Source organism: Mesorhizobium sp. B2-3-4 (assembly GCF_006442315.1).
Lineage (GTDB): Bacteria > Pseudomonadota > Alphaproteobacteria > Rhizobiales > Rhizobiaceae > Mesorhizobium.
In genome coordinates this window covers 1-18,378 of sequence record NZ_VFVY01000030.1, presented here as the reverse complement: position 1 = coordinate 18,378, position 18,378 = coordinate 1, and the positions used below count along the sequence as shown (strand labels likewise).

The window sequence follows — 18,378 nt, the reverse complement described above, 5'->3', positions numbered from 1 at the left end:
ATGCGCATTGAACCCATTCGAGCAGCAGGCGGCCGACCGGCCCATATTCGCCACGATGACGACCTGATCGCCGCCAAGGGCGTTTCGGTTGTCATGGCCAGGCAACTGGTGTTGCAGAACATCGATCTTGCGATACCGAAGGGGTCGTTCGTCTCCCTCATCGGCCCTTCGGGCTGCGGCAAGAGCACCTTGCTCAAGGTTCTTGCCGGGCTCGTCAATCCGACCAGTGGCAGCGTTTCGATCGCCGGGCTTTCGCCGGTCGAGGCGGCGCGCAAGCGCATGATCGGCCTGGTCTTCCAGGACGCCAACCTTTTGCCGTGGAAGAACGCCGTCGACAACGCATCCATGCTGCTCGGCATCGCCGACAAGTCGCTGTCGCGCGCTGAGCTGCGGGCGCGCGGACAGGAAATGCTCGAACTGGTCGGCCTGGGCGACAGCGCCCACAAGCGTCCAAACGAATTGTCGGGCGGCATGCGCCAGCGCGTCGCGATCGCGCGTGCCCTGGCGCTCGATCCGGCGGTGTTGCTGATGGACGAGCCGTTCGGCGCGCTCGACGCCATTACCCGCGATTCCATGGGGCAGTCGCTGCTGGAGATCTGGCAGCGCACTGGCAAGACCATCGTTCTCGTCACCCACTCGATCGACGAGGCCATTCATCTGTCTCGCCATGTTCATGTGCTGGGCATCAAGCCGGGGCGGATCACCGAGAGCCTCGACATCGGCCTGCCCTATCCGCGCGACCTGTCGGTGACCGAAGATCCGGAGTTCGTCCGGCTCGTGGTTCAGTTGCGCACCATGCTGCGCGCCAGCCATCAACCGGGAGGCGCGTCGTGAGCGATCAACCCTTCACCAATCTCTCAGAGCCGCGGCTTGCCTCGAACTGGGCCGCCGCGACGAGCAGCTGGCTTCCGGCGGTCATTCTGCTGCTGGCAACGATCGCGGCCTGGGAAGCGGTGGTGCGGATTTTCGCCATTTCCGCCTTCATCATTCCCGCCCCGTCCGAGATCGCGCAGTCGCTGGTCGCGCAATGGGCGACGCTGATGCAGGCGACACTGGTGACGGCGGGCGAGATTTTGTTCGGTTTCCTCGTCTCCGTCGTGGTCGGCGTCGCCATCGCGCTGGTCATCGTGCGCTTCGACTGGCTGGGCCGGGCGCTCTACCCGCTGGTGGTGCTGTTCCAGAACGTGCCGAAGGTGGCGCTGGCGCCGATCTTCATCCTCTGGTTCGGCTATGGGCTCGCGCCCAAGATCGGCCTGATCCTGGTCATCGCCTTCTTCCCGGTGACATTGTCGATGCTGGCCGGCATGCAATCGGTCGATCGCTCGCTCTTGTCGCTGATGAATTCGGTCGGCGCCAGCCCGACGCAAATCCTGTTCAGGATCCGCGTCCCGCATTCGCTGCCGAACCTGATGGCGGGAACCAAGATCGCGGCCACGCTGAGCGTCATCGGCGCCATCGTCGGCGAATTCGCGGGCGCCTCGGACGGGCTCGGCTACGTCATCCAGTTCGCCTCGACCCAGCTCGACACCGCGCTGGTCTTCGCGGCCCTGCTGCTCGTCTCCGTGCTCGGCATCGCCTTCTACTACGCAGCCGAAATTCTCGAACGCATCGTGGTGCCATGGGCGCCCAAATTCAGCCAGGCCTAGGGCCTCTCGATCAACCAAGCCAATAAAAGGGAACAAAAATGCTGAGACGCTCACTCATCAAGGTAGCCACGCTAGCGGCCTTCGCCGGCGCGCTTGGCTTCTCGACCGCGGCGCTGGCGGCGGACAAGGTCAATGTCCAGCTCGACTGGGTGGTGCGCGGCAACCACGCCATGTTCTTCGTCGGCAAGGAAAAAGGCTTCTTCGCCAAGAACGACATCGACGTCGCCGAAATCCGCAAGGGTTCGGGCTCGCCGGATGCCATGAGGCTGGTCGGCAACGAGAACGCCGATTTCGGCTTCGGCGATCTTCCGACACTCGCCGTCGCGCGCTCGCAGAACGTTCCGGTGGTGGCGGTGGCCGCCGTCAACCAGCACTCGCCGCTGGCCATCATCTCGCTCGCCAAGACGGTGAAACTCGAAAAGCCCGCCGACCTCAAGGGCCTGACCATCGGCATTCATCCGGCTGGTTCAACCTACATCTTCTTCAAGGGCTTCCTGGCCGCCAACGGTCTGACCGAAAAGGACATGACGCTGAACAGCGTTTCGCCGCCCTATGAAAGCTATCTGCTTCTGGGGCGGGTGCAGACGGTGGTTGGCTATGTCGACGCCGAGGTGCCTGAGCTGGAAGCCAAGGCCGGCGGCCCCGGCTCGCTCAGCATCATGATGGGCGCCGACCATGGCTGGCAGGCCTATGGCTCAGGCCTGTTCACCTCGGAGAAGATGATCAAGGACAAGCCGGACGTCGTTGCCCGCTTCGTCAAGGCGTATCGGGAAGCCTTCGACTATGTCGTTGCCCATCCTGAGGAAGCCGCCGAGATCACGGCAAAGGCCGCACCTGGCTATGCCGACAAGAAGGATGTGCTGCTGGCGCAGATCAACGCCGATATCGCCTCGACCTTCACCAGCGCCGACACCAAGGAGCATGGCCTCGGCTGGATGACGAAGACGCAGTGGGAAGCAACCCTCAAGACGCTCACCGACCAGGGCGTGCTCAAGGCGGCGCTGTCGGCCGACGACGTCTTCAGCGACAAGTTCCTGGCCAAGGAATAAGGGCCGATGTCGCTGGCGGACGGATCAATGAGCGCCTACCGGCACGCCAAGGTGTCCTGCTCCATGCCGCAGGACACCGCGCGTTCGCCCTTGGCGGCATCCGTCCGGTCGAGCGTGATCTGCACGCGGGTGGCATATGCGCGGCCGGAGAGGCCGCACCAAAGCCGCTCGACCGGCAGGTTCTCGCGCTTGTCGTTGAGTAGGGTGAAAGTGCCGGTCTTGCGATCGAACCAGAGTTCGACACGAGCGCTCTTGCCCGGCTCTATCGTTGCGATCCCTTCTGAATACCAGTGGGCAAAGTCGGCGTTGCAGGAAACGCCTTGCTTGCCCGCATTCGAAATCGTCAACGGCACCATGTCGAGACCGTCGGTGCCCTTGCGGACAATCACCTGGTGCAACTCTACCGCGTTGGCGAACGATGTGAACGCCAGCATCACGGGGAGGACATAACGGATTTTCACTTTGCCTGAGCTCCAAGGGTAAAATTTGCTCAGGCAGTCTATCTCGCTTCGGCGCAATAACAATAAGAATATTGATTGGAAAATCAAACAGAGAGGGTAAAATGTTTAAGATTCTGAAGAGCAGTGTGAGTGCATTTGTACTGTGCGGCGTCTTGATGGGCGGCGCACTTGCCGGCGAAGTCAAGTCGATCGCCATCCTGACGCCCGAAGAAGGCACGGATTACGGCTGGAACCAACAAGGCATCGACGCCGCCAAGGCAGCCGGAAAAGCGGCCGGCGTCGAGGTGGTCGTGGCCCAGGGCCTCGGCTACGGCGATGTCCGTCCGACGCTGCGCGAGCTTGCGTCCGACGGCGCCAGCCTGCTGATCGCGCATGCCAGCGGCTACAACACCTCGGCGCCTGAAATCGCCAAGGAATTGAAGGTTCCGGTGGCGATCGTCGATACGCCGAACGGGCTGGAGAAGGGCCTCGTCGCGGACTACACGCTGAGCGGCCACCAGGGCGCATATCTGGCCGGCCGTCTCGCCGCCAAGATGTCGCGCTCGAAGTCGGTCGGCATCGTCGTGTCGGGCGAACCCCCGTCATGGAACTCGCAGTCGGCGGCGTTCGCGCAGGGCGTGAAAGCCGAGAACCCGGACGTCAAGATCACCTATGCGGTGATCGGACCGGCCGCCTATAGTGACGCCGCCGGCGGCAAGCGCGTCACCGAAAGCGTGATCGCGTCCGGCGCCGACATCATCTTCGGCCAGGGCAACGGCTCCAGCTTCGGCATGCTGCAGGCGGTGGAAACGACCAAGGCGGCCGATGGCGGCAAGGTCTATTTCATCGACGTCATCGGCGACAAGTCGCCGATCGACAAGGGCTTCCTGCTGTCGTCGGTGGTTTGGAACATCGAGCCGGTCTACGCGGCGATGATCGCCGACATCAAGGCCGACACGTTCGGCACCAAGCACTACGCGATCGGCCTCAAGGACGATTCCGTGCAGTTGCTGAAGACCGCCGCCATCCCGGACAAGGTCTGGGGTGAAATCCAGGCGCTGCGCGAGGACGTCATTTCCGGCAAGATCAAGGTCGAACCGGTCTATGACGCCGCCGCCGTCAGGGCGCTGATGACCAGCGTCGCCCAGTAAGGCGACCTGAAGTCGACTGCCGGAGGGACGATTATTCGTCCCTCCGGGTATTTTTCCGTTTTTCAGTGCTGGGCTTTCATGAGCAGTCTTTCTCCATCGCCCGTCGATATCAGCGACATCGTCGCGCTCGAAGGCGTGACCAAACGCTTTCCCGGCATCGTCGCCAATGACGGCATCGACCTGTCGATCCGCCCCGGCGAGGTGCATGTGCTGCTCGGCGAGAACGGCGCGGGAAAATCCACTCTGATCGGCATGCTGTCTGGCCTGCAGCAGCCGGACGAGGGGCGCATCCTCGTCGACGGCAAGCCGACGCCGATCACCTCGCCGCGCCATGCGCTGGCGCTCGGCATTGGAACGGTGTTCCAGCACATGATGCTGGTGCCGACGCTGACGGTGGCCGAGAACCTGCTTCTCGGCGGGCCGTGGTGGCAGCGTCCCCGGACCGAAGAGCTCGAGGCCCGCGTTGCCGAGATCACCCGCAGCCTCGGCATCACGGTGAAACTGCATGCCAAGGTTTCCGAACTTTCGCTGGGCGAGCAGCAGCAGGTCGAAATCCTGCGCGCCATGGTGCGCAACAGCCGCCTGCTGATCCTCGATGAATCCACCTCGATGCTGACACCGAAGGGCATCGAGGAACTTGGCGCGCTGATGCGGCGCCTCGTCGAGCAAGGATTGGCGATCGTCTTCATCACCCACAAGCTCAAGGAGGCGGCGACGTTCGGTGACCGCATCTCGGTCCTGAAGCTCGGCCGCAAGGTCGGCGAAATACCGCCCGAGCGGTTTCGCGCGCTCGGCGAACAAGAGATCATTTCCGAGATCGTGGAGTTGATGTTCGGCAAGCAGAGGGACGACCCTGAGGCGGTCGAGCGCCCCATCCGCACGGTCCGTGCCGAAGCCGCACCGCTGCTTCAGGTCGCCGATCTCGCGGTCGCACCGACCGACAATGCGCCTGGCCTGTCGTCGATCTCCTTCGAGATCCGTCCTGGCGAGATACTGGGCATCGCCGGCATCGACGGCAACGGCCAGAAGCAGTTGGCCGAGGCATTGGCCGGCCAGCGCGTGGCGACCGGCGGGTCCGTACGGCTGGAGGGCACCGCCATTGAAGGGCTGAGTGTCGGTGAGCGCCGCCAGCGCGGGCTGCGCTATCTGACCGACGACCGGTTGGGCGAAGGCACCGTCGGCACGTTCCCGGTCTCGATCAATTTCTTCCTCAAGCAGGTCGGCGCGGCGCCGTTCTGGCGCGGCGGCGTCGAGCAGCGCGCCGAGATCGACAGACGTGCGGCGGAACTGGTGCGCGAATACGATGTGCGCACGCCGAGCCTGAAGACACCGGTGGCGCGACTCTCGGGCGGCAACATCCAGAAGGTGCTTCTGGCGCGCGAACTGGCAGAAGGCGCCAAGGTGGTGATCTTCAATAAGCCGACCTACGGGCTCGATCTCGCCAACACGCTGGCCTCGCGCCAGCGCATCCGCGACACCGCCGCGCGCGGCCTCGCCGTGCTCCTGATCTCCACCGACCTCGAGGAACTGCTCAGCATGTGCGACCGTATCGCGGTGATCGCCAATGGCGCGCTGGTCGGCACCGTCGCCAATGCCGACGACGCCCGCACCAAGGTCGGCCGCCTGATGATCGGACTTGCCGCATGAGCATCGACACCGCACCCGCCGCCGGCGCCACCGCACTCGACGCTACGAGCAGCACCGCCTCGCGCCGCGACATATTGCACCGGCTGCTGATGACGATCGGACCGATTCTTGCCGCTCTCGTCATTGCCGGCTGCATCCTGCTTGCCGTCGGTGTCGACCCGCTCGCCTACTATGGCTACGTGCTGGAGAAGGGGTTGTTCTCGCCGCTCGGTATCCAGCAGACGCTGACGCGCATGGCGCCGCTGCTGTTCCTCGCTGCCGGCCTGATCGTGGCCTTCCGCGCCGGCATGTGGAACCTGGGCGGAGACGGCCAGTTCCTGCTCGGCGCGGTCACGGCAGCGGCCAGCGCTCCCGTCTTGGTCGAGATCATGCCGGCCTGGCTCGCGCTGGTCTGTTCATTCCTGATCGCCATGGTGGTGGCCATGGTCTGGTCGCTGGTGCCGGCGCTGCTACGCGCCTATCAGGGCGTCAACGAGATCATCACCACGCTGATGATGACCTTCCTTGGCACGTCGCTCGCCAATGTACTGGTCAAGCTGGTGTTTCGCGATCCCGGCACGACCGTGCCGCAGACCCGCACCCTGCCGGTGGAAGACCGGTTGCCGCGCCTGTTCGAAACCACCATCACCAGCGGTCTTCTGCTTGGCCTGGCGGCCATCGTCATCGTGCATCTGGTGATGACGCGCACGGCCTTCGGATTGAAATTGCGGATCGTCGGCGCCAATCCGCGCGCGGCGGTTCATGCGGGGCTGGGTGTGCCCGGGCTGACTATTGCCGTCTTCGCCATCTCCGCCGGCCTCGCGGGGCTCGCGGGCGCGGTCGACATCATCGGCGTGCAGGGCAATGTCCGCGCCGACTGGAACCCGGCCTACGGGCTGGCGGTCATCCCCGCAGTGTTCCTGGCGCGCATGAACGGCTTTGCCGCCATCGGCTTCGTCTTCCTGCTCTCGGTGCTGTCGATCGGCGGCGAGAGTGCCGCACGGCGGCTTGGCGTGCCCAATCACTTCACCCTGGTGCTGGTCTCCATCGTGCTGATCGTGCTCGCCTTGGCCGAGTATGTCGACCACCGCTATCATCAGTCGAGAAAGGCCTGAGACATGACCGGGCTCTTCAGCGAAGTCTTTCTCAGCGCGCTTCTGTTCGGCGCCGTCACCGCCGCCATTCCGCTGCTGCTTGCCGGGCTCGGCGAGCAGATGTCGGAAAAGGCCGGCGTGCTCAACATCGGCATCGAGGGCATGATGCTGGCCGGCGCCTATCTCGGCTTCGTCGGCGCTTTCTATTCGGGGTCGCTGTGGCTTGGCTTTCTCACGGGGGCTGCCGGCGGCGTCGCGGTGGCCCTCATCATGGCGCTGCTTTGCGTGCGCATCGGGCTGAACCAGATCGTCATCGGCATCGCGCTGACGCTCGGGCTCGAAGGCCTGACGGCCCTGCTTCACCATTTCCAATTTTCACGCAGCTATCCGCGCCTGCCGGCGGCGGACGCGACCGTCATTCCGCTGCTGTCCGACATTCCGGTGATCGGCCCGGCCTTCTTCAAGCACCATCTGATCGTCTATCTGGCGGTCGCGCTGGTCTTCGCCATGAGCTATCTCTACCGGCGCACGCAGCTCGGCCTCAATCTGCAGGCCGCCGGCGACAAGCCGGCCGCGCTCGATGTCGCCGGCATCGACGTCGTCAGGACCCGCACCATCGCTGTGCTGTCGACCGGCGCGCTGGCCGGGCTCGGCGGCGCCTACCTTGCCAATGTCGGGGCGGGCCTGTTCATTCCCTTTATCACCAACGGCGCAGGCTTCCTCGGCATCGTGCTCGCCATGCTGGCGCGCGGACGTCCGGTCTGGGTGCTGTTCGGGGCGCTTCTGTTCGGTGTCTGCCTGTCGCTGACCACGGCCATGCAGGTGGCGGGCATCAACATCCCGACCGACATCATCCAGATGCTGCCGTTCCTGGCGGTGATGATCATGCTGGTACTGTTCGGGCGGCGGGCGAGCCTGCCTGCGGCACTCGGCATTCCATACGAGCGCGGCGCGCGCTGAAGATAACGAAAGCGCGGTGGGACCCGCGCCAAACAGGAGGCAACAATGTCGGATACCAAGGTCTACCTGCTCGACGGCGGCTCGCTCGTCCTCGACGGCTATCATGTCTTCTGGAATCGCGGCCCGGGCGGCGAGGTGCGTTTCCCCGTCTATTCCATCCTGATCGAGCATGCCGAGGGCCGCTTCCTCATCGACACCGGCTACGACTACGACCACGTCATGAAGGTGCTGCCATTCGAGAAGCCGATCCAGGAAAAGCACCAGACCATTCCGGGCGCGCTCGGCCTGCTCGGGCTCGAGCCGAAGGACATCGACGTCGTCGTCAACTCGCATTTCCATTTCGACCATTGCGGCGGCAACAAATATTTCCCGCACGCCAAGAAGATTTGCCACCGCTCCGAGGTGCCGCAGGCCTGCGATCCGCAGCCCTTCGAACATCTCGGCTATTCGGATCTGAGTTTTTCGGCCGAGGCGGCGGAAGCGCGCGGCGCGACCGCCCAGCTTTTGGCAGGAACGACGCGCGCCAACTCGACTTTCGAGGGCATCGACGGTGACGTCGATCTCGCCAAGGGCGTCAAGCTGATCTCGACACCAGGCCATTCGATCGGCCACTACAGCCTGCTGGTCGAGTTCCCCAAGCGCAAGCCGATCATGTTCACCATCGATGCGGCCTACACGCAGAAGAGCCTGGAAACGCTCTGCCAGGCTGCCTTCCACATCGACCCGGTCGCCGGCGTCAATTCGATGCGCAAGGTGAAGAAACTCGCCGAGGATCATGGCGCCGAGCTGATGTACTCGCACGACATGGACAACTTCAAGACCTACAAGACCGGCACCCAGTTCTACGGCTGAGCCGCCAATCCGGAGATCAAGACGATGCGCTATTCCGATCACGCCGATCCGGTCCTCACCCTGACCGCGGGTCCGGTCAATGCCTATGCGGAAGTGCTGCGCGGCCTCGCCCGCACGGTACTCTACGACTACGATCCGGCCTTCCAGCTCTTCTATGAGAAGGTCGTCGACAAGGCGCAAAAGGCGATGCGGCTTTCCAACAAGCCGCTCATCCTGCACGGCGAGCCGGTGCTGGGTCTCGAGGCGGCGGCGGCGTCGCTGATCACGCCTGATGATGTCGTGCTGAACCTCGCCTCCGGCGTCTACGGCAAAGGCTTCGGCTATTGGGCGAAACGCTATTCGCCGCATCTGCTCGAAATCGAAGTGCCCTATAACGAGGCGATCGACCCGCAGGCGGTCGCGGCCATGCTGAAGGCGCATCCCGAGATCACCATCGTCTCCGTCTGTCACCACGACACGCCGTCGGGCACCATCAATCCGATCGATGAAATCGGCGCGCTGGTCTCGGCGCATGGCGGCTATCTGATCGTCGACGCGGTTTCTTCCTTCGGCGGCATGAAGACGCATCCGGAAGACTGCAAGGCCGACATCTATGTTACCGGCCCCGGCAAATGCCTGGGAGCGCCGCCGGCGCTGACGCTGATGGGCGTCAGCGAACGGGCCTGGGCCAAGATGAAGGCCAACAAGGCGGCGCCGCGAGCTTCCATGCTCAGCATCGTCGACTGGGAGAACGCCTGGTCGCGCGACAAGCCGTTTCCCTTCACGCCCTCGGTGGCGGAAGTGAACGGTCTCGACGTGGCGTTGGATCTCTATCTTACAGAGGGGCCGGAAGCGGTCTGGGCGCGCCATGCGCTGACGGCCAAGGCCATGCGTGCCGGCGTCGTCGCCATGGGTCTGTCGATCTGGGCCGCCAGCGACAGAATAGCCTCGCCCAGCACCACGGCGGTGCGCACGCCCGAAGGCGTCGACGAGAAGGCGATGCGGGCGGCCGCCCGCGCCCGTTACGGCGTGGTGTTCTCTTCCGGCCGTGGCGAGACCTTGGGCAAGCTGACGCGCATCGGCCATATGGGTCCGACCGCGCAGCCGATCTACGCCATCGCGGCCCTGACGGCGCTTGGCGGCGCCATGAACGCGGCCGGCCAGAAGCTGGCCGTCGGCAAGGGCATAGACGCGGCGCTGGCCGTCATCGACGCCGACGCCTGAACAAACATCATCGGATCACGGGATCGAGGGAGACATTTCATGACTGAACGGCTTGCGGGAAAGACGGCGCTGGTAACGGGCGCCGCACAAGGCATCGGCAAGGCGATCGCGGCCAGGCTGGCGGCCGACGGCGCGACCGTCATCGTCAGCGACATCAATGCCGAGGGCGCCAAGGCGGCGGCCGCGTCGATCGGCGGCAAGGCCAAGGCGATCGCCGCCGACATTTCCGATTCGGCATCGGTCAAGGCGCTGTTTGATCAAATCCAGAAGCTCACCAGCGGCGTCGACATCCTCGTCAACAATGCCAGCATCGTGCCGTTCATCGCCTGGGACGATGTCGACCTCGACCATTGGCGCAAGATCATCGACGTCAATTTGACCGGAACCTTCATCGTCACCCGCGCGGCGACCGACCAGATGCGCGCCGCCAGCAAGGCCGGGCGCGTCATCAGCATCGCCTCCAACACCTTCTTCGCCGGCACGCCCAACATGGCGGCCTATGTCGCGGCCAAGGGCGGCGTCATCGGCTTCACCCGGGCGCTCGCCACCGAACTCGGCAAATACAACATCACCGCTAACGCCGTGACGCCGGGCCTGATCGAGAGCGACGGCGTCAAGGCCAGTCCGCACAATGAGGCGTTCGGCTTCGTCGAGATGCTGCAGGCGATGAAAGGCAAGGGACAGCCGGAGCATATCGCCGATGTCGTGGCGTTTCTCGCCTCCGACGACGCGCGCTGGATAACGGGCCAGACGCTGAATGTCGATGCCGGGATGATCCGGCATTAGTCTTGAGCGGTTCAGCGTTTGATAGCAACGCCGAACCGCTCAAACTCTCGTTCTTACGCAATTCCCAAGGGGAAGCGCTATGGTCGGGCGCATTTGAAGCCGGAACCTCTCACAGGTCCGATCGCTCTGGCCGCGCGAGCAACGAGGCGAACATGCGCGCGTAGTTCTCCGCCTGCACGCCCCAATCCCACTCTCTGATCGTCTCGCGGATGCGGACGGCCATCCGCGACCGGAGCGATGGCGTGTCCCGCAGCAGGGTGAGCTTGCTAGCAAGCCCTTCCGGAGTTCCATCGAAGAACAACCCGTTGTCGCCATCCCGGATCAACTCGGGCATGTTTCCCACACGGGTCGTCACCACGGGGACACCGCACGCCGCCGCCTCCAAGCAAGGATTGGGCGTGCCTTCGCTGATACTGGCACAGACATAGACGTCAAGATCCCGGTAGAAGTCGAGCATCTCCTCACGGTTGCGCCAGCGTTGCTCCCGAATCGCTGTCAGTAGTCGCACGCCTGGGACGGCAGCGACCGCAGGCTCGATGACGTTGTGGAAACCGCGATGTGCCGGACCATGATTGCCGAGACTTCCCGTCCATCCGACGCGGAGTTCGCCAGGATAGGGTTGGGGATCGCTCGAGGGGCAAAAGAATGTGGTATCGACCCCATTGGGCGTGTAGTGGACCGGAACATGCAACAGAGGACGGTATTCGTGCTCGAGCCGCCGATTGTTCGCAAAGACAGCCCGCGCCAGCCGGTGCAGGGTAGCGAGCCCGGGCTCGCGGAATTCGCCCTCCAGCTCTCTGTGGCTGCAGATTCCGATGAGCAGCCTGTCGGACCGCCGGGCGAGGACCGATTCCGGCAAGGGTAGCTTTGCGATCTGGAGCCAATAGAAAATGAGCACGATGTCCGCCGCATTCACGTCGGATTCTGCCGCATCATGCTGAAATCGTTGAACGATCTCGAATCTTCCTTCCAGAGCGCGCCGGAGATTCTGGGTCTTGTTATCGATCGCCCAACCGGGTCGATCCGCGATCGCAAGGATGCGGGGGAGGCGCGCACCGCTCACGAGGCGTACCGCTGAAGCCAGTGCGCCGACCATGGATTAGCCTCGTCCAGGTCGTCGTCGGTTGCAGTGGTGCACACCTGAGCAGCATCCGGCAATTGGATATCTTCTGGTCGCAGTCGGGGTCGCCATCCGTGCCAACCAAGACCATCGACCTCCTCGCTCAAGTAGCGGCGACCACCATACTTGCGGGCGGCGTGCTCCGCGCTCAGGAAGAGATAATGTTTCATGCGAAAACGCTCGGGCGACAGCCTCACCGGACCCCCGAAGCGTACGCGATGGCCGCCCGACCAAGCAATCTCCACGGGACCGTCCTGTTTCTTGTACGCACGGACGCAATGTGGGGAGGCCGGCCGGAATGGGTAGTAGGTGCGCAGCGTGTCTTGATAATCGGGATTGTCGTGATCGGGTTTTTCACTGGTGGGAATGAACGTGAATTCGGAAAACTCGATCGCATTGAAGTCGAGTGCATCGGCCGCCGCAATGGCGGAGACCAACGACGAGTAGGAAGTCGGCGGAAGGTGGATCTCGTCAGCGTCAACATGCATGAACCAGTCTGCTTCGAGCGACTGAAATAATTCCTCTTTGCGATGAAGAAGGTGCTCCCAGCGATACCAGCCGCCATGCGGGATGCTTTCGAATCCTACCAATCCGGCCCCGCTGTGACGTTGGGCAATCTCAAGCGTTCGGTCCGTCGACTGATTGTCGCAGACATAGACCTGCACACCTTGACGAAAGAGGTTCTCAAGACATCCGGCGATGAACCGTTCTTCGTTTCGTGTCGTAAGCACCGCGACGACGCGCGGGGAATTCCGATCAGGCGCGGCATCCGCAAGATGGGTGTCGAGATCGGCCAAGTCCCTCAATCCTTTGTCGCGTGCTTCCGAATGCCGTGTAGGCCGAACAACTGATATGGCGAGGCTTGGTCGGAATGACAGTCTAAAAACTCGCAGCTGTCATGCCGAGGCGCTATCACTTTCCCACCTGAAGTGCAAACACGTACTCGCCATCGCAAGTCTCGGGAACAGACGTGTTCGGAAACAGGCAAATGACCACCTATGGCGCCTCCGGCGGCCATTCAGTCTGGCCAGCCGGCGCGCGTCGCCGGCCTGTCGCCGGCGCGACTTCAGCATGGCTTCATGTGATTTCGGTAGCGGGAGACCCCCACATCGCAAGCCACTCTCGAGGAAGCACTTTTCCGCTGTCATTTGGTAATACGGATTCAGATCCACTTCTGGCGTATATATCTGGAGTGAGCCGTATTGTACCGCGAAATGCCGTTTCAGCGATTTATACGATTTCCCGCGCGGAATATCTTTAAACCTGCAGGCGCGATCCCTACGTCATTTGTTGTTATGTCTATCAAGGCAAAACCGATGTGACATCGCTCACGGCCACGCCAGCCCTTACCGGATCGGCAAGGCATTACTGCTTTCCGGGGCTGAGTTTCTGCGCATACCGCCTGACCACCGCCGCAAATGCCGAGGTGGCCGGAGAGATGGAGCGGCCCGTGGCGTGGATCATGACCACGTCGCGCGAAATGCTCGGCTCGACCAGCGTTTTTCCGACCGCGCCGCCCCGGGTTCCAACGGCCGTCAGGGCATAGGACGGCAGCACCGAGACACCCAGCCCGGCTTCAACCAGGGCAATCGCCGTTGTGATCTGGGAGACTTCGTAAGCCGGCTTCAGGGGGAGTTGCGCCATCTCGAACCCGACCTCCACCAGAAGACGGATACCGCTATCGCGCGTCAAGGTGATGATGGGATGGTGCTGGAGGTCCGTCCACGACGTGGTCTCACTGCTCGCAAGCGTGCTCTTGCCGCTGCAGAACAGCATCAGTGTGTCGCGAACCAGTATGATCCGTTCGATCCCGGCTTCCGCCGGTGGGAATGTACCGAGCCCGCAATCCGCCTTTCCCGATCTTACGCTTTCGACGATCATCTCGGTGCCGACATCGGCGAGTTCGACCGTGATGCCGGGATAACGGCTCTGGAATTCGGCAATCGCATGCGGGAGAACCGCTGCCGCCAGCAGCGGGGGAGCCGCGACCCGTATCTTGCCACGCCGTCGCTCGGCCAGATCATGCACGCTCCTGACCGCAAGCTGCAATTCTTCCATGATCTTCGAGGCCGAGTTCCGGAACTCCCGGCCGGCATCGGTCAATTCGACCCGTCGCGTCGTGCGGTCGAACAGTCTCACCGCAAGTTCGTCTTCGAGGTCTTTGACGGCCTGTGAAATCGCAGATTGGGCCAGGCCCACCCGGCTCGAAGCCGCCGAAAAATTTCCGGACTCGGCTACCGAGAGAAAGCTCTGGATCTGCTTGATGGTGATCTTCATGATGTCTCATATATCGATAATTGCGATAAATTAATACGATAAAACCTCATTGTCATATAGATGATCGGCGTGGTCTTCTCGGGCATCGGGAACGCCGTCGCGACATCCCGCCGATTTCGTTCTTGACTAGTGTTCTTTGCGCCGCCGAGGTTTTCATGCCGTCCTATCCCGACCTTCAACACTATATCGGCGGCCGCTGGACACGCGGAGTGGACGGATGGCAGGTCCTCAACCCGGCCGACGAGAGCGTCATCGGGACAGTCCCCCTGGCGACCAGGGCAGACCTTGACGACGCACTGGCCGCCGCGGCCGACGGCTTCAGGATCTGGAGCCGCACCTCACCGGCAAAGCGTGCCGCGATCATGCTCAAAGCAGCCGCGCTGATGCGCGAGCGGATCGAGGATATCGCCTATGCGATCACGCTTGAGCACGGCAAGCCGATAGCCCAGGCGCGGCTGGAGGTGATCCGCGGCTGCGAATTCTTCGAATGGGACGCCGCCGAAGGCCAGCGCACTTACGGTCGGGTGATCCCCAGCGAGCCTGGCATCAAGTATGTCGTGCTCCATCGGCCGATCGGCGCTGTGGCGGCGTTCTCGCCGTGGAATTTCCCGATGAGCCAGCCGGCGCGCAAGATCGGCGGTGCGCTGGCGGCCGGCTGTTCGATCATCCTCAAGGCCTCGGAGGAGACGCCGGCGGGGGCTATTCATATTGCTCGCGCTTTCCATGATGCGGGCCTTCCGCCTGGTGTGCTCAATCTTGTCTTCGGCGTCCCTTCCGAGGTCTCGGAGTACCTGATCCCGCAGGACCCGATCCGGCTGGTCGCGTTCACCGGCTCCACGGCGGTAGGCAAGCTGCTGACGGGGATGGCGGCGCGCCATATGAAGCCCGTGCTGATGGAGCTTGGCGGTCATGCCCCGGTCATCGTCTGCGACGATGTCGATCCCGTGGCCGCGGCCACCATGTCGGCCACCCGCAAGGCTCGCAATGCCGGCCAGGTCTGCACGTCGCCGACGCGTTTCTTCGTCCATGAGACGCTCTACGATGCCTTCGTGGCGGCATTCGTCGAAAAGGCTCGTGCGGTAACGGTGGGCAATGGGTTCGATCCGTCCACGCAGATGGGGCCGCTGGCCAATGGCCGACGCATCGAGGCGATGGAAACGCTGGTCGCCGACGCGAGGGCGAAGGGCGCTCGTGTCCGTGCCGGCGGCGAAAGGCTAGGTAAGAGCGGCTATTTTTACCCGCTGACTGTGCTGACGGAGCTTCCCGACGATGCCCGCGTGATGCGCGAGGAGCCTTTCGGACCTCTGGCGCTGATCAATCCCGTCTCGTCGCTCGACGACGCCATCGAGAAGGCAAACGCGCTGCCGCATGGCCTGGCCGCCTATGCCTTCACCCATTCGGCGCACAATGCGGACAGGCTCGTGGAGGGGGTGGAGGCCGGCAATCTGTCGATCAACACACTCGAAGCCTCGATCGCCGAGACGCCGTTCGGCGGTGTCAAGGAAAGCGGGCTCGGCCGGGAGGGCGGTGCCGAAGGGATCCTGAATTACACGATCGTCAAGAACGTGTCGCATCGGATGATTTGAGGCGTCCGACCGAGACGGATGCCGCGATCCGATTTGAAAATTTGGACGGTTCGCCCGTCGGGACCGAGAGGACAGTATGAACTACTCCAGGAAGGACGCAAAAAGCCACTCGCGTGAGACGATGCGCGGCATCTGGGCGGCCGCCCTGGTGCCGTTCGCGCAGGATCTGACGATCGACGAAGGCGGCATGCGTCGCAACTATGAGCATTGGATCACCGACCTGAAGATCGACGGCTTTTTCGTTGCCGGAAAGCAGGGCGAATTCTTTTCGATGTCCGTCGAAGAGCGCAAACGCTGCTTCGAGATTGCCGTCGACGCCTGCGCCGGCCGTGCCCAGACCATCATGTCGTGCTCCGACCAGAACCTCGACGTGGTCATCGACCTTGCCAGGCACGCACAGCGAATTGGCGCGGACTATATCGTGGTGCATGCGCCTGTCCTGCATTTCCTGCACAAACAGGACGAGACGCTGTTCAACTACTACCGCACGATCTCGGAGAAGGTCGATATCGGGATCGCGCTCTGGAGCCATCCCGACAGCGGCTATCTGATGAGCCCGCAGCTGTGCAACCGGCTCGCCGATTTGGACAACGTGGTTGCCATCAAGTACAGCGTGCCGCGCCCGATGTATGTGCAGTTGCAGGAGCTTGCCGGCGATCGCATCCTGGTCAGCACCGCTTCCGAGGAGGAGTGGCTGGACAACATCGTCGAGCTCGGATGGCGGCTCTATCTATGCTCTTCGCCGCCCTATCTGCTGCAGACCGGCCATGATCTGAGGATGCGTGAGTATACGGACCTCGCCTTTGCCGGCGAGGTCGCTGCCGCCCGCGCCGTCCGGGACAGTATCGAGCCCGTCCGCATGGCGCTTAAGTCGACACGACCGCCGGAAAAGCCGCACGCTCATCAGAAGTTCTGGCAGGGTTTGCTCGGACAGGTCGGCGGCCATGTGCGGTCTCCCTTGCTCGAACTCACCGGCGAGGAACAGACAGCGACAAAAGCCGCACTGGAACAAAGCGGCCTTCGACGTTCGATATAGGACTAGCAACCGAAACGCCTGGGAAGGAGCGGAGCGATGCAAGGACAACTGAGAGCCTTCAATTTCATGAAATGGATTGACGAGCACAAGCACCTGCTGAAGCCGCCTGTCGGCAATCAGCAGGTCTGGAAGGATGCAGATCTGATGGTGACCGTCGTCGGCGGCCCCAATCAGCGCACGGATTATCATGACGATCCGGTCGAGGAATTCTTCTACCAGCTCAAGGGCGACATGGTCCTGAAGGTCATCGACGATGGCAGGTTCTATGACGTGCCGATCCGCGAAGGCGAGATCTTCCTGTTGCCGCCGCATGTCCGTCACTCGCCGCAAAGGCCGCAGGAGGGCTCGGTCGGCCTGGTCATCGAGCCGAAGCGCGCCGAAGGGCTGCTGGACGCGGTCGAATGGTACTGCTTCGAATGCACGTCTCTCGTGCACCGTGCCGAGGTCGACCTCGAAAGCATCGTCGAGGACCTGCCGCCCATCTACAAGGCGTTCTATGCCGACGAGACCGCGCGGACATGTCCGCATTGCAAGGCATTGCACCCGGGCAAGGTGCCGCCCGAGGGCTGGGTGCGACTGTGACGTGGCGGGCTGGCCGTCCCGGTGGAGTTCCCGCCGGGATAGCCCAAGCATCGTGAAGTGGATGTCATGCGTCAGGGACGGTTGCGGATAGGTTTGGTCGGCTGGGGCGCCATCGCGCGGCGAACGGTTGAGTTGCTGCGCGATAGCGCCGCCATCGAGATTGTGGCGGTCGCCGTGCGCGATGGCGCAAGGCCCCGCCACGACCTCCCGACGGGATGTCGCGTGCTATCCAGTCCCGACGAGCTCGCCGGGTTGGATATCGGTTTACTGGTAGAGGCGGCCGGCAGGGCGGCAGTGCCGGTCTGGGCCGAAGCCGGGCTGAGGCATTGCGGGTCCGTGGCGATCTCCTCGACCAGCGCGCTCTGTGACGATGCCTTGCTGTCCCGGTTGCTGCGGGTGGCTGGGGAAACCGGCGCGCAACTCATAGTTCCTTCCGGCGCTCTAGGCGATATCGGAGCGCTCGTTGCCGCTTCGGCGTTGCCACTGGATGAGGTCTCGCACGCCATCATCAAATCGCCGCAGGCCTGGCGAGGCAGCCCGGCTGAGCAACTTGTGGATCTTGCGGCGATCGAGAGTGCCGTGACGTTCTTCACCGGATCGGCGCGGGAGGCGGCCGCGCGCTTCCCGCAGAATGCCAATGTGGCGGTTATTTCCGCTCTCGCCGGTCTGGGCCTGGACCGGACCAGAATGACGCTGGTTGCCGATCCGCAAGTCCGTCGCAACTGTCACCATGTCGTCGCCTCCGGGGCCTTTGGCCGGCTCGAGCTTCGGATCGACAACGAACCACTCGACGACAATCCGAAGTCGTCCGAGATGGCGGCGCTCAGCCTGGTGCGGCTGATAAGGAACAAGACGAGCCATCTGGTCCAGTAGACCCGAAGGGCAACAAGAAGAAGGAATGCGTTCTTCGTGGCGACATTCCAGGGGAGCCATGTACACATGCAGTACTTTGTCCAGCAGCTTATCAACG

Annotated in this window: 18 protein-coding genes; 14 read left to right on the top strand and 4 right to left on the bottom strand. The window is 63.1% G+C overall.

The genetic code is table 11. From position 1 onward, the window contains the following. From FJ967_RS31125 to FJ967_RS31115, 3 genes are read left to right on the top strand one after another with little or no spacing between them, the layout of a single operon-like run. A complete protein-coding gene (locus FJ967_RS31125) occupies positions 1-834 on the top strand; it encodes an ABC transporter ATP-binding protein (protein WP_140736149.1) in 834 nt (277 codons plus the stop codon). Beyond that, positions 831-1,646: an ABC transporter permease gene (locus tag FJ967_RS31120; RefSeq protein WP_140736148.1), complete on the top strand. Its 816-nt coding sequence runs from the start codon at positions 831-833 to the stop codon at positions 1,644-1,646. The genes FJ967_RS31125 and FJ967_RS31120 overlap by 4 nt, the downstream gene beginning before the upstream one ends. A 38-nt stretch (positions 1,647-1,684) precedes the next feature. Beyond that, entirely contained in the window at positions 1,685-2,695 is a 1,011-nt protein-coding gene (locus FJ967_RS31115; RefSeq protein WP_140736147.1) for an ABC transporter substrate-binding protein, read from the top strand. 35 nt (positions 2,696-2,730) lie between these two features. Here FJ967_RS31115 and FJ967_RS31110 read toward each other — a convergent pair whose 3' ends face one another. Then, the gene (locus FJ967_RS31110; protein WP_140736146.1) at positions 2,731-3,156 is read right to left on the bottom strand and encodes a hypothetical protein; all 426 of its coding nucleotides are present in this window, start codon (positions 3,154-3,156) and stop codon (positions 2,731-2,733) included. Positions 3,157-3,257: 101 nt separating this feature from the next. Here FJ967_RS31110 and FJ967_RS31105 point away from each other — a divergent pair, with 101 nt between their 5' ends. The 7 genes from FJ967_RS31105 (at position 3,258) to FJ967_RS31075 (ending at position 10,807) form a co-directional block, all read left to right on the top strand. After that, positions 3,258-4,286 carry a BMP family protein gene (locus tag FJ967_RS31105; RefSeq protein ID WP_140736145.1) on the top strand — a complete coding sequence of 343 codons (1,029 nt, stop codon included), beginning with the start codon at positions 3,258-3,260 and terminating at the stop codon, positions 4,284-4,286. Positions 4,287-4,364: 78 nt separating this feature from the next. Next, complete coding sequence (locus FJ967_RS31100; RefSeq protein WP_140736144.1) at positions 4,365-5,933, top strand: ABC transporter ATP-binding protein; 1,569 nt, start codon at positions 4,365-4,367, stop codon at positions 5,931-5,933. Next, complete coding sequence (locus FJ967_RS31095; RefSeq protein ID WP_140736143.1) at positions 5,930-7,027, top strand: ABC transporter permease; 1,098 nt, start codon at positions 5,930-5,932, stop codon at positions 7,025-7,027. The genes FJ967_RS31100 and FJ967_RS31095 overlap by 4 nt, the downstream gene beginning before the upstream one ends. Before the next feature lie 3 nt (positions 7,028-7,030). Beyond that, entirely contained in the window at positions 7,031-7,966 is a 936-nt protein-coding gene (locus FJ967_RS31090; protein ID WP_140736142.1) for an ABC transporter permease, read from the top strand. A 45-nt stretch (positions 7,967-8,011) separates the two neighbouring features. Continuing rightward, entirely contained in the window at positions 8,012-8,818 is an 807-nt protein-coding gene (locus FJ967_RS31085) for a 4-pyridoxolactonase (RefSeq protein ID WP_140736141.1), read from the top strand. Positions 8,819-8,842: 24 nt separating this feature from the next. After that, positions 8,843-10,021: an alanine--glyoxylate aminotransferase family protein gene (locus tag FJ967_RS31080; protein WP_140736140.1), complete on the top strand. Its 1,179-nt coding sequence runs from the start codon at positions 8,843-8,845 to the stop codon at positions 10,019-10,021. Between the two features lie 39 nt (positions 10,022-10,060). Next, complete coding sequence (locus FJ967_RS31075; protein ID WP_140736139.1) at positions 10,061-10,807, top strand: SDR family NAD(P)-dependent oxidoreductase; 747 nt, start codon at positions 10,061-10,063, stop codon at positions 10,805-10,807. Positions 10,808-10,916: 109 nt separating this feature from the next. Here FJ967_RS31075 and FJ967_RS31070 read toward each other — a convergent pair whose 3' ends face one another. The 3 genes from FJ967_RS31070 to FJ967_RS31060 form a co-directional block, all read right to left on the bottom strand. Further along, the gene (locus FJ967_RS31070; RefSeq protein ID WP_140736138.1) at positions 10,917-11,903 is read right to left on the bottom strand and encodes a glycosyltransferase family 4 protein; all 987 of its coding nucleotides are present in this window, start codon (positions 11,901-11,903) and stop codon (positions 10,917-10,919) included. After that, the gene (locus FJ967_RS31065) at positions 11,867-12,724 is read right to left on the bottom strand and encodes a glycosyltransferase family 2 protein (protein ID WP_246675446.1); all 858 of its coding nucleotides are present in this window, start codon (positions 12,722-12,724) and stop codon (positions 11,867-11,869) included. Before FJ967_RS31065 ends, FJ967_RS31070 begins: the two co-directional genes overlap by 37 nt. A 568-nt stretch (positions 12,725-13,292) precedes the next feature. Further along, positions 13,293-14,204, bottom strand: coding sequence for a LysR family transcriptional regulator (locus tag FJ967_RS31060; protein WP_140736136.1), 912 nt, complete (start codon positions 14,202-14,204; stop codon positions 13,293-13,295). 155 nt (positions 14,205-14,359) lie between these two features. Here FJ967_RS31060 and FJ967_RS31055 point away from each other — a divergent pair, with 155 nt between their 5' ends. The 4 genes from FJ967_RS31055 to FJ967_RS31040 all read left to right on the top strand — a co-directional run bounded on the left by FJ967_RS31055 (position 14,360) and on the right by FJ967_RS31040 (position 18,281). After that, complete coding sequence (locus FJ967_RS31055; RefSeq protein WP_140736135.1) at positions 14,360-15,790, top strand: NAD-dependent succinate-semialdehyde dehydrogenase; 1,431 nt, start codon at positions 14,360-14,362, stop codon at positions 15,788-15,790. A gap of 76 nt (positions 15,791-15,866) precedes the next feature. Beyond that, complete coding sequence (locus FJ967_RS31050; RefSeq protein WP_140736134.1) at positions 15,867-16,826, top strand: dihydrodipicolinate synthase family protein; 960 nt, start codon at positions 15,867-15,869, stop codon at positions 16,824-16,826. Between the two features lie 36 nt (positions 16,827-16,862). Continuing rightward, positions 16,863-17,408 carry a 3-hydroxyanthranilate 3,4-dioxygenase gene (locus tag FJ967_RS31045; protein WP_140736133.1) on the top strand — a complete coding sequence of 182 codons (546 nt, stop codon included), beginning with the start codon at positions 16,863-16,865 and terminating at the stop codon, positions 17,406-17,408. A 66-nt stretch (positions 17,409-17,474) separates the two neighbouring features. Beyond that, entirely contained in the window at positions 17,475-18,281 is an 807-nt protein-coding gene (locus tag FJ967_RS31040; RefSeq protein ID WP_140736132.1) for an aspartate dehydrogenase, read from the top strand. Positions 18,282-18,378 lie beyond the last annotated feature (97 nt).